Origin of the sequence: Acidovorax radicis, from assembly GCF_020510705.1 — a bacterium.
GTDB classification, from domain to species: domain Bacteria; phylum Pseudomonadota; class Gammaproteobacteria; order Burkholderiales; family Burkholderiaceae_C; genus Acidovorax; species Acidovorax radicis_A.
Map to the genome: position 1 here is coordinate 2,048,398 of NZ_CP075184.1, position 19,705 is coordinate 2,068,102.

Genomic DNA, 19,705 nt, shown 5'->3' on the forward strand with positions numbered 1-19,705 from the left:
AGCCATCGCATGTCCAATCTCAATACATACTATTACCGGGTATTGCTGCCGCACGGGGGCGTCAGGTCTGGACTGCTGCGTCTGGCCGTCAAGCGCGACTTGTCGGCGCGCATGCGCCTGGAGTCTGACACCGAGGGCACGGTCATCAGCCTGTGGAAGTTTCCTGCCTGGCTGGGGGCCATCTCTAACGTGCTTTTGCACCTGTTTCGCCGGCAGGTGCGCAATGAAGACCTGGCGGGCTTTCTGCGCGACCTGGGGTTGATGATGCGAGCCGGTGTGCCCGCTCTTGATGCATTGGCCACCTTGGTGGATGAGAGCAACAGCGTGGGCCATCCGGCCATGGCCGCAGTGGCCCGCAACATGTTGGACGACCTGAACGCTGGCGTGGGCATGACCGAGGCGTTCAATCGGCACCCCAACGTGTTCCCTGAGACCGTGCGCAACCTTATCTCCATTGGCGACCAGACCGGCACGCTCGACAAGATGCTGAGCGAGGCGGCCGAGCACGTGGAACGCATGATCAACATCAAGCGCGACGTCAAGACCGCGCTCATCTACCCGGCCTTTGTGTTTGCCACCATCATCGGCGTGGCGATCTTCTGGATCTACTACGTGGTGCCCAACATGGCGCGGCTGTTCAAGCAACTGCAGGCCAAGCTGCCCCCCATTACGGAAGGTCTAGTGGCATTCGCAGACCTGCTGTCCACCCATCTTCCCTGGGTGTTGCTGGTCACGGCCATCGTGGTGTCGATCGGGGTCATTGCCTTCAGGCGATCAGAGCGCTTCCAGCTCGCTACCTACACCCTCATGCACCGTCTGCCAATCGCGCGAACGCTGCTGGTTTCCTCAGGCATGGCGCACATCACGGAGCACCTTTCGATCCTGGTGCGCGCGGGGGTGGATATGGTGTCGAGCCTGCGCGTTCTGGGCCGTGCAACCAAGAACCGGTACTACCGCACGCGTCTCATCCATGTGGCGGAGTCCGTATCGCGCGGGGAATCGATGTCATCGTCGATGAGGCGCGTAGGCGGTTTTCCAGCCATGGCCGTGCGCATGATTTCGGTGGGCGAAGAGTCTGGCAGTCTGGACCAGCAACTCTCGCATCTGGCGGCAGACTATCGCAAGCGCCTGGAGGTGCTGGTGAAGTCGCTGGCAGAGATCCTTAAGCCCTTGATCATCTTGATTGCGGGGGGATTGTTCCTGTTCCTGATTGTTGCTCTGTTATTGCCTGTGTATGACTTGGTGCGACAGTCAGTCAATCAAAGCATGGGGCGGTGAAGATGCGCAGCATGATGACATCCACCACCCATCGTGGCCCACGGGGTGTGTATTTGCACAGACTCACGCGGGCTGAACTTTGCCTATCGTTGGCCAAAGGTTGCCTGTTGATTCTGGCGGGGTGGCAATGAAAAAGTCTGTGTTGATCGGCGGCAGCCTGGCTCTGCTCGTACTTGGCATTGTGTTCTTCGCTGGGTGGACGGCGCGAGGGAGGGGCGCTGACAGTCTCGTTTCCCCAGTCCCTCGGTTAACGACCGCACCGCCGTCAAATCAGGGCAGCTCTGCCAGCCCGATGTCCCATCCTTCCGAAGAGTTGGCGTCGTCCGGGAAGCCTCCGGCAGCAGTGGCTCCTGCAACAACTTCCTCTGCTCCACTTTCGCCTGATGAACGTCGCAAGCGTTTGGCCCAAGTGCGGTCCGATATTGCGGCAATGATGTCTAACGGAGCGCTCGGTTCGCCCCAGAAAGCGTTGGCACTCATCGATGAGCTGGAGCAACTGTCGCCAGGAAATACAGACCCGCGCTATTTTCAAACGCTTCGGAACATGTTGGAAAGCACGGCCAAGGTTCAGGCGCTCAATGCGGAGTTGCAGCGGATCTCGGGCAGCTCCAAACCTGAAGACATCGCGCGTCGCCAAGAGGTATTGAGTCAGTTGCAGCAGATCAGCGCGCGTATCAGTGCTGATGCCGCTGATCTCCAATCCAGCGTGCGACGGCCGTCCGCAGCGGGGAAATCGTGATGACGCGGGGCTTCTTGCTGCGGACGCGTATTCGCATGCGTCGGTTGCAGTCCGGCTTTTCGGCGATCGAGCTGGCTGTTGCTCTGGTGGTGGTGGGCCTCTTGTCTTGGGCGTCATTCAGCGCGTACGAGACCGTTTCCGCACAGCAGCAGCTTGAAAGGGGCCGAGCACAGGCACAACAGCTGCAGTCGATATTGCGCGCCTTTTCCCTTCGCTATGGGCGTCTGCCTTGTCCTGACGTGGGCGCAGTGGCGAATGGCTATGAGTCGCTGACCGCTGGCGAGTGTTCCAGCGGTAGCCAGTTGGGTTGGTTTCCATATGTCAGTTTGGGGCTGGAGATTCCGACGCTACAGCACCGTGCCCGCTACGCGGTGTTTCGTGCAGCCAACGCAGATCCGTTGCTGGACGCAGATCTGGCCATCTCCAAGGAGCGTACCGGCGACTCCGTCAACGAAGCCAACTACCTTGACGTCACGGATTTGATTGCGGCGCTTGTGAATGCGGCCGCGCTTCCTTTGTCCACCGGCCGCGCCTATCTCACGGGAGATGAAGGATCGGCTGGGGTCATTGATTGCGTGTCGAACGCCGTAATGCCAGTGGCCTATTGGGTGGTGGTGCCGCTCCAAGACAAGGACAACGATGGCAGTCGCCTGGATACACCCCATACGAGCGCCAGCCTGTGTGCAGCAAGTCCTTCGGCACCGCTGAGGTTTGCTTCCGATGATGTGGTGGTGGCCGAGTCACCCGCACAGTTGGCTGGCTGGCTGCGTGCAAGTTTGCCGTAGCCGCATTCGAGACCAATAACTCATGTTCATGTTGATATTTGCCTTTGCTCACCTGGCTGGAGGGCCTTCGCGGGAGGTACCGAGCCTTGGCGTTGGCGCTTTCGAATTGCGCGGGCCTCATTCCAGGCAGAACGGTTCGTTCTCGGGCACTGGCTTGCGATGCAGCGAGGGTGCGTCGTGCTATCGCTCGCGCGGCTTTGGGATGGTGCAGGTGCTACTTCTCATTGCCGTTTTGGCGGGTCTGGCGACCATGGGCTACCTGCAATGGCGTGAACGTTCTGCGGTGGAGTCTTCACGCCAGGAGCGGCAGGCGTTGGCCCAGGCGGACCGCGCCATTGTGACGTTTGCCACGGTCATGCGGCGCTTGCCTTGTCCCGATACCAACCGTGATGGTCTGGAAGACTGTGGCGCTGGCGACCAGAAAGGCTGGCTGCCCTCCGTGTCGCTGCGACTGGCAGGGGCAGACCCTGGCGTTGATGTGGGCCAGTTGCGCTACCTCGTGCAGCGAGGCGGCGGAGCGAACGATCTGACCGTGCTGGACGACGCATGGCGACCCCTTGAATACGACACCACAGGCAAGACCTATGCCATGCGTGCAACCACTGCAGCGGGGGGCGCCTACAAGGCAGACATTCAGACATTGGCGGATCTGTGTCAGCGTCTGGAGGATGGGCGCAAAACACCTTACGCGGCGGGTATGGCGGAGGTGAGGTCGTCTCCCGTTCGCACGGTGGCGTACGCGCTGGTTCATCCTGGTAATGACGACGCAGATGGGAACGGATCGCTCTTCGATGGGGCGAACGCCTCTGCAGACAGCGCCGTGGAAGACCCGGTGCGTCGGCCATTGCTGGCCCGTTACAACGACATCGTCATGGAGCACTCCTACGTGAGCCTGCTCGCCGGGCTGCATTGCGCTCCCCTGATCGACTCCATCAACACCGTGGCATTGGCGCACGATGTGGTGACACAGGTGGACGATCTGCGGACCGGCAACATCGCTGCGGCAAAACAAGCTGTCGTTTTCGCTGCCCTGGGGGCGGCGATCACGGCGGCAGATATGACGGGCACGATTCTGGGTGGCATTTCCGATGCGGGTAATGCTGCTGTGGAGTGGGCGATTTGCGCAGCGACTCTGGGGCTCGCTGTAAACGCTTGCGCCGCTGCGCCACAACACACTGCTGCCGTGGCGCTGACGGGCGGCGTGTTGTATGCCAACGGCGTTTCGGTGGGGCTGAACGTTGTGGCTGCTGTGATGGCAGGCAATGCGCTGGCGCTGGCCGACAGCTCTGTCGATGCGTCCACGCTCACATGCCCATCCACCGACTACACGCAAACGCTCGCAGCTGCGAAAAAGGAGTGGGACGATGCTGTAGCGGACCGCAACACGCTCATCACAAAAATCAACGACAAAACCAATGAGCTGAACGCGGCCAACGTTGCGCGCACCATTGCGATCAACAACCTGGTAGCGCAGGTGCGCGCCGGAGGCACCTCCACCAGCATTGACTCTCGGATACTGCCGGTCCTGGATGCAGCGACCACCTGGGAGTCCAATTCGTTCTCCTTGACCGCCGCCACAATGCGCCGCGACAACTATCAGACGGCGGTAACGCAGTGGACCAATCAGGTGGCTACCTACGCCAACATGCTGGCCAACCGAACCACGATGATCTCCCAGCTCAATGTCGACATAGCGGCACTGGACGCACAAATTGCCACCACCACCGACCCCGCAGTGAAGGCCGCGCTGCAGAAACAGAGGCTGGAGAAGACTTCGCAGTTGACTCTACTTAACGACCCCGTTGCCCTCCAGGCGGAGTACGACAAGGCGGTGACCGAGCGGACCAACGCGCAAAACAACCTCAATGCAGCCCAGAGTGATCTGTCGGCTGCCCAGGCGAGCGTCGGATCTGCGCAAACGATTTTTCAGACGGCCTATTCCAATTTGAGCAATGCCGGGCGCTACACCATCTTTGTGGGTGCGGCGGCCGCAGCGACTGGGTGCACGACCACGTCTGCCGGCGTATGCCAAGCGGGCGACATCGTGACATCCGCAGGTATCCAGGCGGCTTTGGTGGATCTCTTCGGTGGTTCATCGGTCAGCCCGGACCCGGATGCCAAGTATCTGAAACCTATCAAGCTGCAAAGGGAGCTCAATGCCCTTCAGAGCCAGCTTGGCGAGGCCAACAAACGAGTGACCAATGCCAAAAACATATACGACCAACTCAAGACACAGGCTGACAATCCTCCACCTTGCAACATCACTGGCAAGGGGGTGACACCGATGCCCCCAAGTGCCGCGTTGGATATTCTCATCAAGGTGGACGAGAAAGGGGGGACGCGATGAAGCGCTCCCTGCGCCGAGAGCTCGGCTTCTCGATGGTGGAGTTGGCCGTCGTGCTGGCGATCATTGGAATCATCGGCATCTTCGTATGGCGATGGGTTGTGTCCACCCGTGAGCCGATGCAGCGGCCTGCCATGCTGAGGCAGTTGGGAGAAGCACAGGCGGCTGTGGAGGGTTTTGTGCTAGCCCACCACAGGCTGCCATGCCCAGCGGCCAATGCCAGCGGCAACGAAACCTGTGGCGACGTCACGGCTGTGCGGCTGCCCTGGAAAAGCCTGGGGCTAAGTAGCGCCTTTGGGCAGTTTCACTACGGCGTGAACCGGGGGGCGGGGCTGGACCTGGCAGCAGCGCCCGCTGCGGCCGTATCTCCAGACCTGAACATCGACTTCACCGGCATGCCGGTGATACCGACTTACCCCACGTTTTCCCCACCGATCGTAGCGTCGGCAACTGTCACTGCGGCAGCCGCCCGAGCACAAGCCGCCATCATCGCAGCCAGCGCTCGCCGTGTCGCAGTCAACGGGTTGGATTGGTGTCGTGTGCTGCGCGGCTTCGCTTCCAATTCGGCAGTGGCCGGCACACTCACTGCTGGTAACGTGACTGACAGCATGCCAGTGGCTTATGTGCTGGTACACCCAGGCGCAAACAACCAGTTTGACGGCAACAACGCAGTCGGCGCCAGCGCGACTTGGCGTTTTGATTTTCCGGGGCGGCCGCAGGATGCGAACTACGACGATTTGACTCTGGCGGTGGGACCCGCGGATCTGGATGCGCGGATTGGCTGCGTGGGTCGGCTGAGCGAGATGCAGGCCACTGCGCAAGGTGCCTATGCGGCATACGACAGTGCGCGTGTGATGCAGGAGTATTGGGCTTTGCGAGTGTTTGACATCACGGCGGCGGAGTCAGCGGTGCAATCTGCCGAGTCCGGTGTCGCCACAGCGGCTTTGGCCTTGGCTGTGGCTACCGCTAGCGGCGTGATCAGTATTGCGTCGGCGGCCAATTCTGAGGGAGTCACAGCATTTGTGGTGAGCATTGCAGCCGCCAACTTGGCCGTGGCAATTGCGCAAACAGTGTTCGCAGCCAAGGCGCTTGATGATGCGAAGGCTGCGCTGCAGGTGGCCAAGGAAAAGCAAGTTGCCACGGATACCTACGCCACGCAGGTGTATGACACGTTCACGCAAGTTTTGACCAATGCCACCAAATTGGATGTGAAGGGACTCAACCCATGAAGCGCCGCATGCAAGGGTTCACCCTGGTCGAAATTTCGGTCATCTTGCTCGCGCTGGGTCTGATATTGCCAGGTGCCATCGTTTTCTGGCAGCTGTCGGAGCGCCAGCGCGTAACCACCGTCCAGGTGGACGCCCAACAACAAACGCGCGATGCCGTGGTGGGTTTTTTGCACTCGAACTATCGCCTTCCTTGCCCGGCCGCTGATACGGCAGGTGTCGAGTCTTGCGCAGAGGGCGCGGGCCTGCGACAGGTGGGGTTTGTGCCCTGGCGCACACTGGGGCTTCCACGTCCTGAGGCCGGGGCCCTACGCTATGGGGTCAACAGGGAGCCATCAGCCACCGCGCATGAGGACCGGGATCTCGCGACCGCCGTGGATCGCATGAATCCGCTGCGCGTGCGAACACCCAATCCCAAGCCGCAGAATCAGGATGCACCCAATGACAAGGAGCCCCCGATCCCTTCGGTATCGACGGTTCAGTTGGGCATTACGCAGTCTGGCAACGATGCAGCCCCTTTGAACACGGCGTGCAACCCGTCAGATAGTCCACCTTGCCCCCTGGGTGTAGCGAGGGCCGTCAACCTCGTGGATGTCTGTCTGGCTCTGAATAAGGGGAGTGACGCTCTGGTTGCACCTGCGGGGCGGCTGGCTGCGAAGATGCTGGGAACCAGACGTTCCGTGGCGTTTGTCATTGCCGCTCCAGGCATGTTGGATGCTGACGGAGACGGACATGCCTTCGACGGGGCGAACGCCACCGCCAGTTCTGCCAATCCGACCTTTGAAGCACCTGGCACCGTGGCGACCAATGCCTATGACGACTCTGTAGTGGCACCCAGCCATGCGGAGCTGTTCGGCGAACTGCACTGTGGTGCTGCCTTGTCGGCCATATCGCACGCGCATTTCACCGCCGCCACGGGTGCTTTCGTCATGGAGCGAGCTCTGTACGACTACCGAGACCAGTTGTTCGTGGCTGTCAAACTGGCAGAAGCCAACGAGGCTGCTGCCTTTGCGGGGGTTGCCGGTGCAGCGGCGGGTGCTTTGGGTGCGGCCAAGGAGATGGTTTCAGCAACCGCGGACACGACAATGAGCGCGGGCGCCCGGGCTGTGCAGATCGGATTGGCCGCTGCAGGCATCGTGGCAGCCGCCGTTGGCGTGGGGCTGTCTATCGTGACCACGGGATTGGCGACCGCCGCTCTGATAGAGGCAAAGCAAGTGCATTCGGACTTTGCCACGCGAACCACCGCCATGACGGAACTCGCCATTTCTATCAACAACAACACGCTGAAGGCTGATGCCATTGGCTATTGAGAACTTTTGCTCAAAGAGCTGTACACCATGACAACGAAACCAACGAACTATTGGGCTACGCCCGCGAGGCGGCAGCGCGGGTTTTCGCTGCTTGAACTGAGCATTGCCCTGGTGGTGATTGGCCTTGTGTTGGGGGCTGTGGCGGTGGGGCGCGACCTGCAACGGTCAGCGGCCAACCAACGCCTTTCCACAGACTTCATTCAAGGATGGCAGCTGGCCTACGAGGCGTTCTTCAACGGCGTCGGCTACCCTCCGGGGGACAACCCCACCAACCCCACGGGGCGCATTTATGGCAGCAGTGCTACTCCCGGTACAGAGCTGTGTGGCGACGCGATGATCAATGCGTTTTTGGCCGCCGGTATCCGGTTGCCCGCCGGACGTACGGAGGGGCAACAAGACCGTTATGTGTACCTGGACAGCAATGGCAACCCCCAGGAGGTGCAGGTGTGTTTCCAAAGCATGAAGTGGGCTGAGCCCGGTGCCACCGTGGGCACTTACGAGACGCGGCCTCGCAACGTCATGGTGATTCGTGGCACCACGTTTTCGCTGGCCGCCGCATTGGACCAGCAGATTGATGGCAACAGCGATGCACGGTTTGGCCGACTGCGCGACGTTTCGTTAGCGAACGACACTACGGCCAACACTCCCGGGAAAATTTGGCCCATTGATGACCGTATGGCTTTTGGTAGCACTACACCCACTTCGCTGGATGAATCGCAGGTGGCCATCACCACCGCCTTGTTCAAGATGATGCGTTGACACTTGGCCAATGCGCGGAGGGTGTTTGCCTTGGCAGCTTCTGCTGGCCCAGCCACTCTGAGCTCGCGTTGGTCGGAGGGTTAGGTCCCCGCCAATTGAAACCGCTGATCAAAATTCATCTTGCCCAGCACGCGCAGCGCAGCGGCACGGGTGGCTCAGGCTGTAGCGCTTGGCGGTGGACACTACGTCCACGCACTTGTGCCCCCATTGCACGGCCACTAGCAGGGCGGGGCGCTGGCCCGCTTCGGCGCCCACCGACACACCGCGCTGCTCGGGCCGCAGCATGAACTCCAGCCGGGGGGTGCGCACCAGTGTGAGGCGGTGGGCACCCCGTGGGCACAGCGCGAATGAGACGACCCAGTCGTCTTCGTCTTCCACCGTCAGAAACGGGACATGCTGGGGAGCGGCCATGAACAAGGGGCTTGAGGTGTACGGGCGGACGGATGGGCCGCCGTGGTGCGCAGCCCGTGGTGTGGGCGGCCGCCAGTATGCCGTCGCACAAGCGGTGCCGAGGTCGGGAAAACCCGAGGTGGGTCTTTCCAACGCAGGTGCGGATGTGTCAGGTGGCTGCAAGCCAACGTGTGGCTCGGCCGGGGATGTGCTTTCTCGCGCTGTTCTGCCGAGGTGGCTTGGGCTCAAATGTGCTGCCTGCGATTATTGTGTATGCGTTATGTGCTATTGTTTATGTAGCGATTGGCGGTGTCATGCGCCGGGCGATGTGTTCGCCATCGCCGTGGCAAGCTCACCCACCGTCTGCAGCGCGGCTTCGAAGCGGCTCTGCGCCGGGTGCCCGTAGTTGATGCGCACGCAGTTTGCAAAGCGCTGGTCGGCAGAGAAGATCTGCCCCGGCGCGAGGCTGATGCCCTGTGCGAGTGCCTGTCTGTGTAGCTCCAGTGCATTGACATGGGGCGGCAGCTCCACCCACAAGAAGTAGCCGCCTTCGGGTCGCGACACACGTGTGCCCTGCGGAAAATGCCGGGCCACGCTCGCCAGCGCCATCGCCTGCTGCTGCGCCAGGCTGCGGCGCAGTTGGCGCAGGTGCCGGTCGTAGCCGCCCTGGGCCAGGTATTCGGACAGCGCCTGCTGCGACGGCGTGGCGGCCGAGAGCGTGGTCATGAGCTTCAGGCGCTGCACCGCCGTGGCAAAGCGGCCGGCCGCCACCCAGCCCACGCGGTAGCCGGGCGCCAGGCTTTTGCTGAACGAGCTGCAGTGCATCACCAGCCCATCGCCGTCAAACGCCTTGGCCGGTGGCGGGCGCTGGGGGCCAAAGTGCAGTTCGCCATACACATCGTCCTCGATCAATGGCACCTGATGGCGGGCCAGCAGCGCCACGAGTTCGCGCTTTTTATCTTCGGGCATCAGGCTGCCCAGCGGGTTCTGAAAGCTGGGCATGAGCCAGCAGGCCTTGACCCGTTGCTGAGGATGGCGCGAAGACTGGCGCTCCAGGGCCTCGGCCAGCGCCGCCAGGTCGATACCGTCGCGCGGGTGGGTGGCGATTTCCAGTGCCTGCAGGTTCAGCCGCTCCAGCGCCTGCAGCGCGGCGTAGAAGGTGGGGGATTCGACCACCACGATGTCGCCGGGGCGCGTGACGGCCTCCAGGCAGAGGTTGAGGGCCTCCATGGCGCCGTTGGTGATGATGATTTCCTGCGCGTCCACGGTCATGCCGTGCAGGCCGTAGCGCAGTGCAAGCTGCTGGCGCAAGCGTTCGTCGCCGGGTGGCAGGCTTTGCACGATGTTCCAGGGGTCGAGCTTGCGCATGCCGCTGCCCAGGCAGCGCGCCAGCCGCTCCAGCGGAAACAGCTCCAGCCCCGGGAAGGCCGAGCCCAGGGGCACCAGGTCGCGGTCGCGCGCCAGGCCCAGCACCTCGAACACCAGGTCGCTGATGGCCACGCCGGTAGAGGTAGCGGCAGGCCGCGAGGGCAGGGGCTCAGCCGGGCGTGCCTCGGCGACGCCAGGCAACCGCGCGCTCACGTAATAGCCCGACCGCGGGCGCGCGTGGATCAGGCCCTGGGCTTCCAGCAGGTAATACGCTTCGAACACGGTGGAGGGGCTGATGCCCCGCGTGCGGCTGGCCTCGCGCACCGAGGGCACGCGGTCGCCGGGGCGCAGCGCACCGCTGTGGATGAGCTGGGCGATGGCGTCGGCGTGGCGTTCGTAGCGTTTCATGGCGTGGGGCGGGCTGACGGTGATGGGTGGCGGGTGGCGGGGGTTGATTCAGAGCAAACTGATCTGTATTTTTAACTGGAAACTGAATCTGTACTGATTTTTGGACTGGGCGTAGAGTGGCGGCGTGTGCTGGTGTCCGCCCTGATGTGTGCCAGCCGGCCGTTCCCCTACTGATAAAACCCCATGATCGATTGCCTGCGCAGCCTGCTGCGCCCCGTTCTCCGCCTGCCTGCGGCCACTGCCCTGTTGGCACTGGCCTTGAGCGCTGGTGCTGTGGCCCAGACGGTGCCTGCCAGCGCCGCCCCTGCAACCCCCGTGGCCACCGCAGCCACTGCGGCCACGGTGCCCGCGTCGTCCATGGCGTCGCGCGTACTGGCCTGCACTGCCTGCCACGGCAAGGAAGGCCGGGCCACGCCCGATGGCTACTTTCCGCGCATCGCTGGCAAGCCGGCGGGCTACCTGGCCAACCAGCTGCTCAACTTTCGGGATGGGCGGCGCAGCTACCCGCAGATGACCTACCTCATCGAACATCTGACCGACGACTACCTGCGCGAAATGGCCGAGCACTTTGCCGCGCTGGACCTGCCGTACCCGCCGCCGCCCGCGCCCCAGGCGCCGGCCGCTGCCCTGGAGCAGGGGCGCCAGCTGGTGCAGCAGGGCGACGCCACGCGCCGCATTCCGGCCTGCGTGTCGTGCCACGGCAGCGCCATGACGGGCGTCGCACCGTCGATTCCGGGCCTGTTGGGCCTGCCGCGTGATTACCTCAACAGCCAGCTGGGTGCGTGGAAGACCGGCCAGCGCCGCGCCCACGTGCCCGACTGCATGGCCGACATCGCCCGGCAGCTCACGCCTGATGAGGTGAGTGCTGTCTCTGCCTGGCTGGCCGCCCAGCCCGTGGCAGCGGGTGGCAAGCCCGCACGCACACTGCCCGCCGCCATGCCCGCCCGTTGCGGTGGCGTGGCCGAGGTGCCGGTTGCCGCTGTGGCGGCTGCACGTTGAGAAAGGGTGCCCCCATGAAACGCATCCTCTGGACCATTTCTTCCGCACTGGCGGCCCTGGGCATCACAGCCGCCGCACTGGTCACCTTGAACCTGCGCGGCGAAGAGCCGCTGCCTGCCAGCAAGACGCTGCAAACCACACCCGAATTGGTGGCGCGCGGCGAATACCTGGCCCGCGTCGGCAACTGCATGGCCTGCCACACCACGCAGGGCGGGGCGCCGTTTGCCGGCGGGCGCGGCATCGAAACGCCGTTTGGCGTGGTGCACAGCGCCAACCTCACGCCCGACAAGAGCCACGGTATTGGCGCCTGGACCTCGGCCGAGTTCTGGCGCGCCATGCACCATGGCCGCAGCAAGGACGGGCGGTTGTTGTACCCCGCCTTCCCATACCCCAACTACACCCAGGTTTCGCGCGAGGATTCGGATGCGCTCTTTGCCTATTTGCAAAGCGTGCCTGCTGCTGCCGATGCCAACCGCGCGCACGCGCTGCGCTTCCCCTACAACACACAGGCGGCACTGGGCGTGTGGCGTGCGCTGTTCTTTGCGCCTGCCACACCCAAGCCCGACCCCACGCAAACCGCCGAGTACAACTGGGGCGCCTATCTGGTCAACGGCCTGGGCCATTGCACGGCCTGCCACACACCGCGCAACGCGCTGGGCGCCACCACGGACGCCAAGGCTTTCACGGGCGGGCTGATCCCTGTGCAGAACTGGTACGCGCCCGCGCTCAACGCGGCCAAAGAGGCTGGCGTCAAGGAATGGCGCACCGAGGATGTGGTGGCCTTGCTGACAACAGGCGTGGCGCCCCACGGGTCGGTGCTGGGCCCCATGGCTGAGGTGGTGTTCCGCAGCACGCAGTACCTGACAGATGCGGACGCACGTGCCATGGCCATTTACTTGCAGGCCCTGCCGCAGCAGCCAGGCGCAGCAGCCCCTGCGACGCAGCCCGCGCCCCTGGCCTCTGCCATGGCGCGTGGTGGCAAGGTGTATGAGCAGCAATGTGCGCAATGCCACGGCGACAAGGGCCTGGGCGAAGCCGGTGCATTCCCCGCGCTGGCCGGCAACCGGGCGGTGGTGCTGGCCGACCCGACCAACCTCTTGCGTGTGGTGCTGCAGGGCGGCTACCTGCCAGCCACCGCAGGCAACCCACGCCCCCATGGCATGCCGCCGTTTCAGCAATTGCTGACAGACGAAGAAGTGGCGGCCGTGGCCACCTTTGTTCGCAACAGCTGGGGCAACCAGGCGGCTGGTGTGGGTACCATCGAGGCTTACCGCGCCCGCGAGCGGCGCGGCTTGTAGATAAAAAAGCAACTGCCGAGGTTTTTTGCGCCCCCCTGCGCAAACCGCTGCCCCGTTGCGGATGACCCAGGAGTCGTTGTCATGGAAAGCCCGGCCACGTTGCCCCACCTTGCCCCCGGCGCCACTTCGCCCTCTGCCCCGCAGGATTGGTGGGTGGTGTGTCTGTGTGCGGGTTGGTGTGGCACTTGTGGCGTGTACCGCCCCCTTTTTGACGAACTGGCCCGCGCGCACCCCGGTGTGCGTTTTGAATGGGTGGACATCGAGGACGACTCGGACATTGCGGGCGATCTCGATGTGGAGACCTTCCCCACGCTGTTGATTGCCAACGGCCGGCAAGCGCTGTTTCTAGGGCCGCTGCTGCCGCAGGCGCCGGTGCTGGCGCGTTTGTTGACCAGCCTGCAGGCCGCCGCGCCGGCCGCAGCGGGTGTGGGGGGCGAGGCACAGGGTGTGTTCGAGCGCGTGCGCACAGCCCGCGGCGGCTGAGAAGGTCTGGCTGACTGCTTCTGTCCCGCCAGCCAGCGGGGTTGTTGGGCGCGATGAGCGCACCCAGCGCAATTGCCCGTTCCGCCTTCACTCATCTATTGATAGCTGCTTGCGCTTTGCTGTAAAGCGCAAGAGGCACTTTTGATACATTTCTTGCAATGTCATTCCCCTCTTTTCCTTTGAAGGCGCTGCAGGCACTGTGCGACCCCGGCGCCTGGACGCGTGGGCGCGGGCTGGCGAACAGCGACAGCGTCACGGTGCTGTCGATGGAGCCGCTGGCCACAAACCGGTGGCGCATCCATGGGCAGGTGCAGGGCACGGCGCACACGCCTTATGACGTGGTAGTGCAGTTGGCCTTTGATGCGAAATCGACACTCAGCGACTGGTTGGGGGATTGCAGTTGCCCCGTCGGCGCCGAGTGCAAACACGCGGTGGCGCTCACCTTGACGGCTTTGCAAGACGCCGCGCCCGCTGGTGCTGCCCCGGCCATGGCCAAGGTTTCACGCGCACCACCCGCGAAAGGCCGAGCCCCTGATCTGCAGGCCCGCCAGCAAGCAGCGGCCCGTGCCGAGGCCGATGCGCAGCTTGAACACTGGCTGCGCGAATGGGACAACGCAGTGGCGGCACCCGGCGCTGCATTGCGGGCAGGCAAGCCGCCGCGCGCAGGGGTGAGCGCGGCGCGGCCTGAGCAGTATGTTTTTTTGCTGTCAGTCCAAAGCCAGGTGGTGAACCGGCCCGCGTACCGGCTTGCGTACCGGGGGGCCCCAGCCAGCGCAGGCCAACCACCCGCCTTGCCCGAGCTTCAGCTGCAGGCCGTGGTGTCATACCCCAAAGCCACGGGCGGCTGGATCAAGCCCAAGCCCGTGCGCAACACGCCCGCACCGGGGCAGGCCGCCTACGACCGCGCTGGCGAGGCCGAGCGCCAGGTGCTGCAACTGCTTGGGGGCATGGGGGCGGATGCTCACAGCCCGTATTACGCCATGCACCAGTCGTTGCCCTGCGCCGTGCTGCAGGGGCCACTGGGCTTGCAGGCTCTGCAACTGGCGGCCAGCACGGGTTTTCTTTTTGCAGAAGAAGAGGGGCCCAGCGTGGGGCAGGCGCTGCAGTGGGGCGAGCCGCTGGCCATCAGATGGGCCTGGGGCGCCGTGCCCTCAACGGCCTCTGCGAACCGTCTGCCGGATACCAACCATGGCACCGATGACGATACCCACTGGGCGCTGGGCGCCCGCCTGCCACACCCCAGCGCCTTGTTGTGCGTCAACCAGCCGCCGCTGTATATAGACATTGAACGCGGCCTGTGTGGCCCCGTGCTTGCCGAGGGCCTGAGCTCCGCGCAGCTGGCGGTGCTGCTGCGAACACCCGCGCTAAGCGCAGCGGCCCTGCAGCGCTATCAGGCGCAGATTGCCTCGCGCCTGGGCGGTGTGTTGCCCTTGCCGCCCGTGGTGCCGTCCGTGCAGCGGCTGCCGCGTGTCAAACCGGTCGCTCGGCTGCACATCGCGCCAGTGGCCGAGGCTGATGTGCCCCACCTTGGCTTGCTCACCGCCCAACTGCGGTTTGACTACCGGGGCGCCGATGCGGCGGCGCGGGTCGGGTCGCTCGAATCCCACCGCATAGGCTGGTGGTCTGGTGAGCCGCTGGAGGTGCTCGTTTCAGCGCCCGATGGCACCCAGGAGCTGCTGCAGCGCGACGCACGGGCTGAATTGAAGGCCATCGAAGGCCTGATGGACCTGGGCCTGCTGGCCACCGATGACGGTCTGTTCGGCATCCCCGGTGAGCAATCGCAAAACGACTGGATGCACTGGGTGGACAACCACTTCAGCGTGTTTCGCGAGGCGGGTTTTGAGGTGTCGCTGGATGCGGCGCTGAACGGCTGGATTACCCACGCCGACGTGCTGGATGCGGTTTTGCTGCCGCAGGGTGATGCCAGTGGTGTGGGGGCTGCTGGAGGCGCGGGCGGCGGTGCCAACACGGCCAGCAGCCACACCACGGCGCCGTGGTTTGCACTGTCGCTGGGGGTAGAGATCAACGGCGTGCGCCACAACATCCTGCCCCTGTTGCCGATGTTGATTGCCGCAGCGGCCGCGCAGCCTGCCGACCCGGTCACGGGGCAGCCGAGCCTGCCTCCTTATGTTTACCTTCGCGCACTGGGCGATGCGGGATTTGTGCGCCTGCCCACCGACGCATTGCGGCCCTGGATGGCCGCGCTGCTGGAGCTGGTGGGCGACCGCGCGCACGACTTCTCCGGCGACAGCCTGCGGCTTTCGCGCATGGAAGCACTGCGCACCAGCGCTGCGCTGGGCCGTCTGGGCGAAGGCGCGGTGTGGCAAGGGCTGGATACCTTGCGCGCATTGCTGTCGCAGTTGCACGGCGACACCACGTTGCCCGTGGTGCCCGTGCCTGCAGGGGTTCACGCCACGCTGCGCCCCTACCAGGCGCAGGGCTTGAACTGGTTGCAGTTCTTGCGCACCCACGGGCTGGCCGGTGTGTTGGCGGACGACATGGGGCTGGGCAAGACGCTGCAGACCCTGGCCCACATCCAGGTCGAGAAAGACGCGGGGCGCTTGACCGATCCCGCGCTGATCATTGCGCCCGTGAGCCTCATGGGCAACTGGGCCCGCGAGGCGGCGCGGTTTTGCCCTGGGCTGCGCTGCCTGGTGCTGCATGGAGCAGACCGCCACCACGCCGCAGGTGCGCTGGCCGACCACGACATCGTGATTGCGCCCTATTCATTGCTGCACCGTGATCGCGAGCGCTGGCTGGCGCAGACCTGGCACCTCGTGGTGCTCGACGAAGCGCAAAACATCAAAAACGCCAGCACCCACGCCGCGCAGGTGGTGGGGCAGCTGTCGGCGCGCCACCGGCTGTGCCTGTCGGGCACACCCATGGAGAACCATCTGGGCGAGGTGTGGAGCCTTTTTCACTTTTTGATGCCGGGTTTTCTGGGGAGCCAGCAGCGCTTCACGGAAGTGTTCCGCAATCCCATCGAAAAGCAGGGTGACACCACGCGTTTGGCCCAACTGCGCGCACGCATCACACCGTTCATGTTGCGCCGTACCAAGGCGCTGGTGGCCAGCGAGCTGCCGCCCAAGGTCGAGTCGGTCATGCCGGTAGCGCTGAGCGGTGCGCAGGCCGACCTCTACGAAACCATTCGCCTGGGCACCGAAAAGGCCGTGCGCGAGGCGCTGCAGAGCAAAGGGCTTGCCAAGTCGCAGATCACCATCCTGGATGCACTGCTCAAGCTGCGCCAGGTGTGTTGCGACCCCCAACTGGTGCCGCTCGATGCGGCGCGCAAGGTCAAAGGGTCGGCCAAGCTGGAACAACTCATGACGCTGTTGCCCGAGATGCTGGCCGAGGGGCGGCGGATTTTGTTGTTCTCGCAGTTCACCAACATGCTCACGCTGATCGAAGCCGAACTGAAGAAACGTGGGCTGCCGTGGGTCAAGCTCACCGGGCAAAGCCAGCGGCGCGACGCGATCATCGAGCAGTTCACCAGCGGGCAGGTGCCGCTGTTCTTGATCAGCCTCAAGGCGGGCGGGGTAGGGCTCAACTTGCCCCAGGCCGACACCGTGATCCATTACGACCCGTGGTGGAACCCGGCGGCCGAAAACCAGGCCACCGACCGGGCCCATCGCATCGGCCAGACGCAGAGCGTGTGGGTGATCAAGCTGGTGGCGCAAGGCACCATTGAAGAACGCATCCTGGCGCTGCAAGAGCGCAAGGCGCAACTGGCGGACAGCCTGTACAGCGGCGCGGCGGGGCGCAAAGAGCCCTTGTTCAGTGAAGATGACATTGCGCAGTTGCTCAAGCCGCTATCGTAGCTATCATAGTCATAGCTGTATGCGCTTGACCATAAAGCGCTGGAGCCGATTTTGTGCATTGTCTTTTCTGCTTGTACCTACCGCGTCCCATGGCGTGCGCCATGGGGTGCACCGCCCGTGCGGCACGCTGGCACACAAACAACATCGCAAGGCGTGTTTGGCACACTTGACCTTTGCAAAGCAATGCTTTACGCGTTACAATGCAAAGCTCACGACCAATCGGGCGGGTACCAACCGCCCGTTTTTTTTGGTCGCTTGCTTTTCGAGCTCGAAGCTGTCGGGGAAGTCTCCGGGGGTTATCGGGTTTTTTGTTTTTCCGGGATTGAACTGAACACGTGGCATTGCAGCAAGTCGTTGAACAAATTGTGACGGGCCTGGGGTATGACCTGGTAGAGATAGAGCGCTCTGCCGGTGGGTTGTTGCGTGTCACTATCGACTTGCCTTGGGTGCCGCCGGCCGCCGATGCGCCCGCGCCAGTGCTTGATCAGTTCATTACGGTGGAAGACTGCGAGAAGGTGACGCGCCAGTTGCAGTTTTCGTTGGAAGTGGACGGCGTTGAGTACAAGCGCCTGGAAGTTTCGTCACCCGGTATTGATCGCCCCTTGCGCCATGACCAAGATTTTGTGCGCTTTGAGGGATCGATCATTGACATCACACTGAAGGCGCCAATCGGTGTCGCAGCGGCAGGGCAAGTCAATGCGACCCGCAAAAAATTTCGCGGCACGCTGGAGCGGGCCGAGGCTGGAGGCTGGCAGATCGTCTGGAGCGATGAGCCGCCGGTCAAGCCAGGCCAAAGGGTTAGCAAAAAACGTGTGCCAGCCCCGTTGCAGGCCATGACTTTTACCCTGGATGAACTGAGGGATGCCCGTTTGGCACCGATCGTGGATTTCAAGGGGCGTGCGGGCAAGGCAGGGGCAGCACCCGCCTGAGTCGCTGAATGAATTGGGTGGATGCCGCGGTGTGTGGCCACTACCTTCGGGTGATTGAAATAGGAGAGTCGTCGCATGAATCGCGAATTGTTGATGTTGGTTGAGGCCATTTCGCGCGAAAAGAACGTGGAGCTTGACGTGGTCTTGGGCGCCGTGGAGGCGGCCTTGGCCCAGGCTACCAAAAAGCTGTACCAAGGCGATGTGGACATTCGCGTGTCCGTTGATCGCGATAGCGGCAATTACGAGACTTTCCGCCGCTGGCTGGTGGTGCCGGACGATGCTGGTCTGCAAAATCCTGAGGCCGAAGAATTGCTGATGGATGCGAAAGATCGCATTGCGGACATCGAAGTCGGCGAGTACATCGAAGAAAGCGTCGAATCCGTGCCTATCGGCCGTATTGGCGCCATGGCGGCCAAGCAGGTCATCCTGCAGAAGATCCGCGACGCTGAGCGTGAAATGCTGCTCAACGACTTCATGTCGCGCGGCGAGCGCATCTTCACGGGCACCGTCAAGCGCATGGACAAGGGCGACATCATTGTCGAATCCGGCCGTGTGGAAGGCCGCCTGCGTCGCAGCGAGATGATCCCGAAGGAGAACCTGCGCAGTGGCGACCGTGTGCGCGCCATGATCATGGAGGTGGACCTGTCGCTGCGCGGCGCACCCATCATCCTTTCGCGTTCGGCCCCGGAATTCATGGTCGAGTTATTTCGCCAGGAAGTACCCGAGATCGAGCAGGGCCTGCTGGAGATCAAGAGCTGTGCCCGTGACGCCGGCTCCCGCGCCAAGATTGCTGTGCTCAGCCATGACAAGCGCGTGGACCCCATCGGTACCTGTGTCGGCGTGCGTGGCACCCGTGTGAATGCAGTGACCAACGAACTCGCTGGCGAACGCGTGGACATCGTGTTGTGGTCCGAAGACCCGGCCCAATTCGTGATCGGTGCGCTGGCCCCGGCCAACGTGTCGTCCATCGTGGTGGACGAGGAAAAACACGCCATGGACGTGGTGGTGGACGAGGAAAACCTCGCGATTGCCATTGGCCGTGGTGGCCAGAACGTGCGCCTCGCTTCCGACCTCACGGGTTGGAAGATCAACATCATGGACGCCGCCGAATCGGCGCAAAAGCAGGCCAGCGAGACCGACACGGCCCGCAAGCTGTTCATGGAGCGACTCGACGTCGACGAAGAAATTGCCGACATCCTGATTTCCGAAGGTTTCAATACCCTGGAAGAAGTGGCCTATGTGCCGCTGCAGGAAATGCTGGAAATCGAATCATTTGACGAAGACACCGTCAATGAATTGCGAGCCCGCGCCAAGGATGCGCTGCTCACTATGGAAATTGCCCGCGAAGAAAGCGTGGACCAGATCTCTCAGGATCTGCGCGACCTCGAAGGCCTCACCCCCGAGCTGATTGCCAAATTGGCTGAAGGTGGTGTGCATACACGTGACGACCTGGCCGATCTGGCCATTGATGAACTGACCGACCTGACCGGACAGTCTGAAGAAGAAGCCAAAGCCTTGATCATGAAGGCGCGCGAACATTGGTTCGCGGGGCAAGAGTAAAGGTCAGGGAG

General features: G+C 63.2%; 15 protein-coding genes. 13 read left to right on the plus strand and 2 right to left on the minus strand.

The window, feature by feature from the left end:
* The first annotated feature begins 9 nt into the window (after positions 1–9).
* The 7 genes from KI609_RS09335 to KI609_RS09365 all read left to right on the plus strand — a co-directional run bounded on the left by KI609_RS09335 (position 10) and on the right by KI609_RS09365 (position 8,441).
* Positions 10–1,278, plus strand: a complete 1,269-nt coding sequence (locus KI609_RS09335) for a type II secretion system F family protein (protein ID WP_226449368.1) — start codon at positions 10–12, stop codon at positions 1,276–1,278.
* Positions 1,279–1,570: 292 nt separating this feature from the next.
* The gene (locus KI609_RS09340; RefSeq protein ID WP_226449371.1) at positions 1,571–2,017 is read left to right on the plus strand and encodes a hypothetical protein; all 447 of its coding nucleotides are present in this window, start codon (positions 1,571–1,573) and stop codon (positions 2,015–2,017) included.
* Positions 2,017–2,802: a prepilin-type N-terminal cleavage/methylation domain-containing protein gene (locus KI609_RS09345; protein WP_226449373.1), complete on the plus strand. Its 786-nt coding sequence runs from the start codon at positions 2,017–2,019 to the stop codon at positions 2,800–2,802. Before KI609_RS09340 ends, KI609_RS09345 begins: the two co-directional genes overlap by 1 nt.
* Before the next feature lie 478 nt (positions 2,803–3,280).
* The gene (locus tag KI609_RS09350) at positions 3,281–5,149 is read left to right on the plus strand and encodes a hypothetical protein (protein WP_226449375.1); all 1,869 of its coding nucleotides are present in this window, start codon (positions 3,281–3,283) and stop codon (positions 5,147–5,149) included.
* Complete coding sequence (locus KI609_RS09355; protein ID WP_226449377.1) at positions 5,146–6,375, plus strand: type II secretion system protein; 1,230 nt, start codon at positions 5,146–5,148, stop codon at positions 6,373–6,375. Before KI609_RS09350 ends, KI609_RS09355 begins: the two co-directional genes overlap by 4 nt.
* Complete coding sequence (locus tag KI609_RS09360) at positions 6,372–7,682, plus strand: type II secretion system protein (RefSeq protein WP_226449379.1); 1,311 nt, start codon at positions 6,372–6,374, stop codon at positions 7,680–7,682. The genes KI609_RS09355 and KI609_RS09360 overlap by 4 nt, the downstream gene beginning before the upstream one ends.
* Before the next feature lie 27 nt (positions 7,683–7,709).
* Complete coding sequence (locus KI609_RS09365) at positions 7,710–8,441, plus strand: type II secretion system protein (RefSeq protein ID WP_226449381.1); 732 nt, start codon at positions 7,710–7,712, stop codon at positions 8,439–8,441.
* 108 nt (positions 8,442–8,549) lie between these two features.
* On the opposite strand, the gene KI609_RS09370 is transcribed toward KI609_RS09365, so the two are convergent.
* Complete coding sequence (locus tag KI609_RS09370) at positions 8,550–8,852, minus strand: hypothetical protein (RefSeq protein WP_226449383.1); 303 nt, start codon at positions 8,850–8,852, stop codon at positions 8,550–8,552.
* A gap of 291 nt (positions 8,853–9,143) precedes the next feature.
* The gene (locus KI609_RS09375; protein ID WP_226449384.1) at positions 9,144–10,607 is read right to left on the minus strand and encodes a PLP-dependent aminotransferase family protein; all 1,464 of its coding nucleotides are present in this window, start codon (positions 10,605–10,607) and stop codon (positions 9,144–9,146) included.
* Positions 10,608–10,790: 183 nt separating this feature from the next.
* Here KI609_RS09375 and KI609_RS09380 point away from each other — a divergent pair, with 183 nt between their 5' ends.
* From KI609_RS09380 to nusA, 6 genes are all read left to right on the plus strand, one after another.
* Positions 10,791–11,606 (plus strand): c-type cytochrome, encoded by an 816-nt coding sequence (locus KI609_RS09380; protein WP_226449385.1) that lies wholly within the window; start codon positions 10,791–10,793, stop codon positions 11,604–11,606.
* 14 nt (positions 11,607–11,620) lie between these two features.
* Complete coding sequence (locus KI609_RS09385; protein WP_226449386.1) at positions 11,621–12,904, plus strand: c-type cytochrome; 1,284 nt, start codon at positions 11,621–11,623, stop codon at positions 12,902–12,904.
* Between the two features lie 81 nt (positions 12,905–12,985).
* Positions 12,986–13,387, plus strand: a complete 402-nt coding sequence (locus tag KI609_RS09390) for a thioredoxin family protein (RefSeq protein ID WP_226449387.1) — start codon at positions 12,986–12,988, stop codon at positions 13,385–13,387.
* A gap of 158 nt (positions 13,388–13,545) precedes the next feature.
* Positions 13,546–17,205, plus strand: a complete 3,660-nt coding sequence (locus KI609_RS09395) for a DEAD/DEAH box helicase (protein WP_226449388.1) — start codon at positions 13,546–13,548, stop codon at positions 17,203–17,205.
* Positions 17,206–17,540: 335 nt separating this feature from the next.
* Positions 17,541–18,134 carry a ribosome maturation factor RimP gene (gene rimP, locus KI609_RS09400; protein WP_226449389.1) on the plus strand — a complete coding sequence of 198 codons (594 nt, stop codon included), beginning with the start codon at positions 17,541–17,543 and terminating at the stop codon, positions 18,132–18,134.
* Positions 18,135–18,209: 75 nt separating this feature from the next.
* On the plus strand, positions 18,210–19,694 hold the full coding sequence (gene nusA, locus KI609_RS09405; RefSeq protein WP_226449390.1) for a transcription termination factor NusA: 1,485 nt from the start codon (positions 18,210–18,212) through the stop codon (positions 19,692–19,694).
* The last annotated feature ends 11 nt before the right edge of the window (positions 19,695–19,705 follow it).

Coding starts and splice junctions, on each gene's coding strand:
- KI609_RS09335 (WP_226449368.1), top strand. CDS start 10: ATGTCCAATCTCAATACATACTATTACCGGGTATTGCTGCCGCACGGG.
- KI609_RS09340 (WP_226449371.1), top strand. CDS start 1,571: ATGTCCCATCCTTCCGAAGAGTTGGCGTCGTCCGGGAAGCCTCCGGCA.
- KI609_RS09345 (WP_226449373.1), top strand. CDS start 2,017: ATGACGCGGGGCTTCTTGCTGCGGACGCGTATTCGCATGCGTCGGTTG.
- KI609_RS09355 (WP_226449377.1), top strand. CDS start 5,146: ATGAAGCGCTCCCTGCGCCGAGAGCTCGGCTTCTCGATGGTGGAGTTG.
- KI609_RS09360 (WP_226449379.1), top strand. CDS start 6,372: ATGAAGCGCCGCATGCAAGGGTTCACCCTGGTCGAAATTTCGGTCATC.
- KI609_RS09365 (WP_226449381.1), top strand. CDS start 7,710: ATGACAACGAAACCAACGAACTATTGGGCTACGCCCGCGAGGCGGCAG.
- KI609_RS09370 (WP_226449383.1), bottom strand. CDS start 8,852: ATGGCCGCTCCCCAGCATGTCCCGTTTCTGACGGTGGAAGACGAAGAC.
- KI609_RS09375 (WP_226449384.1), bottom strand. CDS start 10,607: ATGAAACGCTACGAACGCCACGCCGACGCCATCGCCCAGCTCATCCAC.
- KI609_RS09380 (WP_226449385.1), top strand. CDS start 10,791: ATGATCGATTGCCTGCGCAGCCTGCTGCGCCCCGTTCTCCGCCTGCCT.
- KI609_RS09385 (WP_226449386.1), top strand. CDS start 11,621: ATGAAACGCATCCTCTGGACCATTTCTTCCGCACTGGCGGCCCTGGGC.
- KI609_RS09390 (WP_226449387.1), top strand. CDS start 12,986: ATGGAAAGCCCGGCCACGTTGCCCCACCTTGCCCCCGGCGCCACTTCG.
- KI609_RS09395 (WP_226449388.1), top strand. CDS start 13,546: ATGTCATTCCCCTCTTTTCCTTTGAAGGCGCTGCAGGCACTGTGCGAC.
- nusA (WP_226449390.1), top strand. CDS start 18,210: ATGAATCGCGAATTGTTGATGTTGGTTGAGGCCATTTCGCGCGAAAAG.